2 protein-coding genes are annotated in these 284 nt (G+C 43.3%); both read right to left on the reverse strand.

The features are described from left to right. On the reverse strand, positions 1–107 hold a 107-nt coding region (locus AC1M9K_RS14625; protein ID WP_481589654.1), incomplete at its 3' end, for a CoA-transferase. A gap of 20 nt (positions 108–127) precedes the next feature. Further along, on the reverse strand, positions 128–284 hold a 157-nt coding region (locus AC1M9K_RS14630; protein WP_481589655.1), incomplete at its 5' end, for a CoA-transferase.

Genomic DNA, 284 nt, shown 5'->3' on the forward strand with positions numbered 1-284 from the left:
GAGATCTTGGTCGGTAAACCAATCCCAAGGTTGACATAAGCACCATCAGGAATATCTTGTGCAACACGTTCAGCAATTTGATCACGGGTTAATTTTTGATAACTCATTTTATTTCTCCAATCTCAAATTACTGCGCAGGTTGAACTTGTACAACGTGTTGTACAAAGATCCCAGGGGTGATGATGTGTTCAGGATCTAAGGCACCGAGTTCCACGACTTCTGATACTTGCGCGATGGTGATATCTGCTGCCATGGCCATAATTGGACCAAAGTTACGTGCAGAT

It is taken from the genome of Acinetobacter sp. 24-47-67 (genome assembly GCF_056779735.1).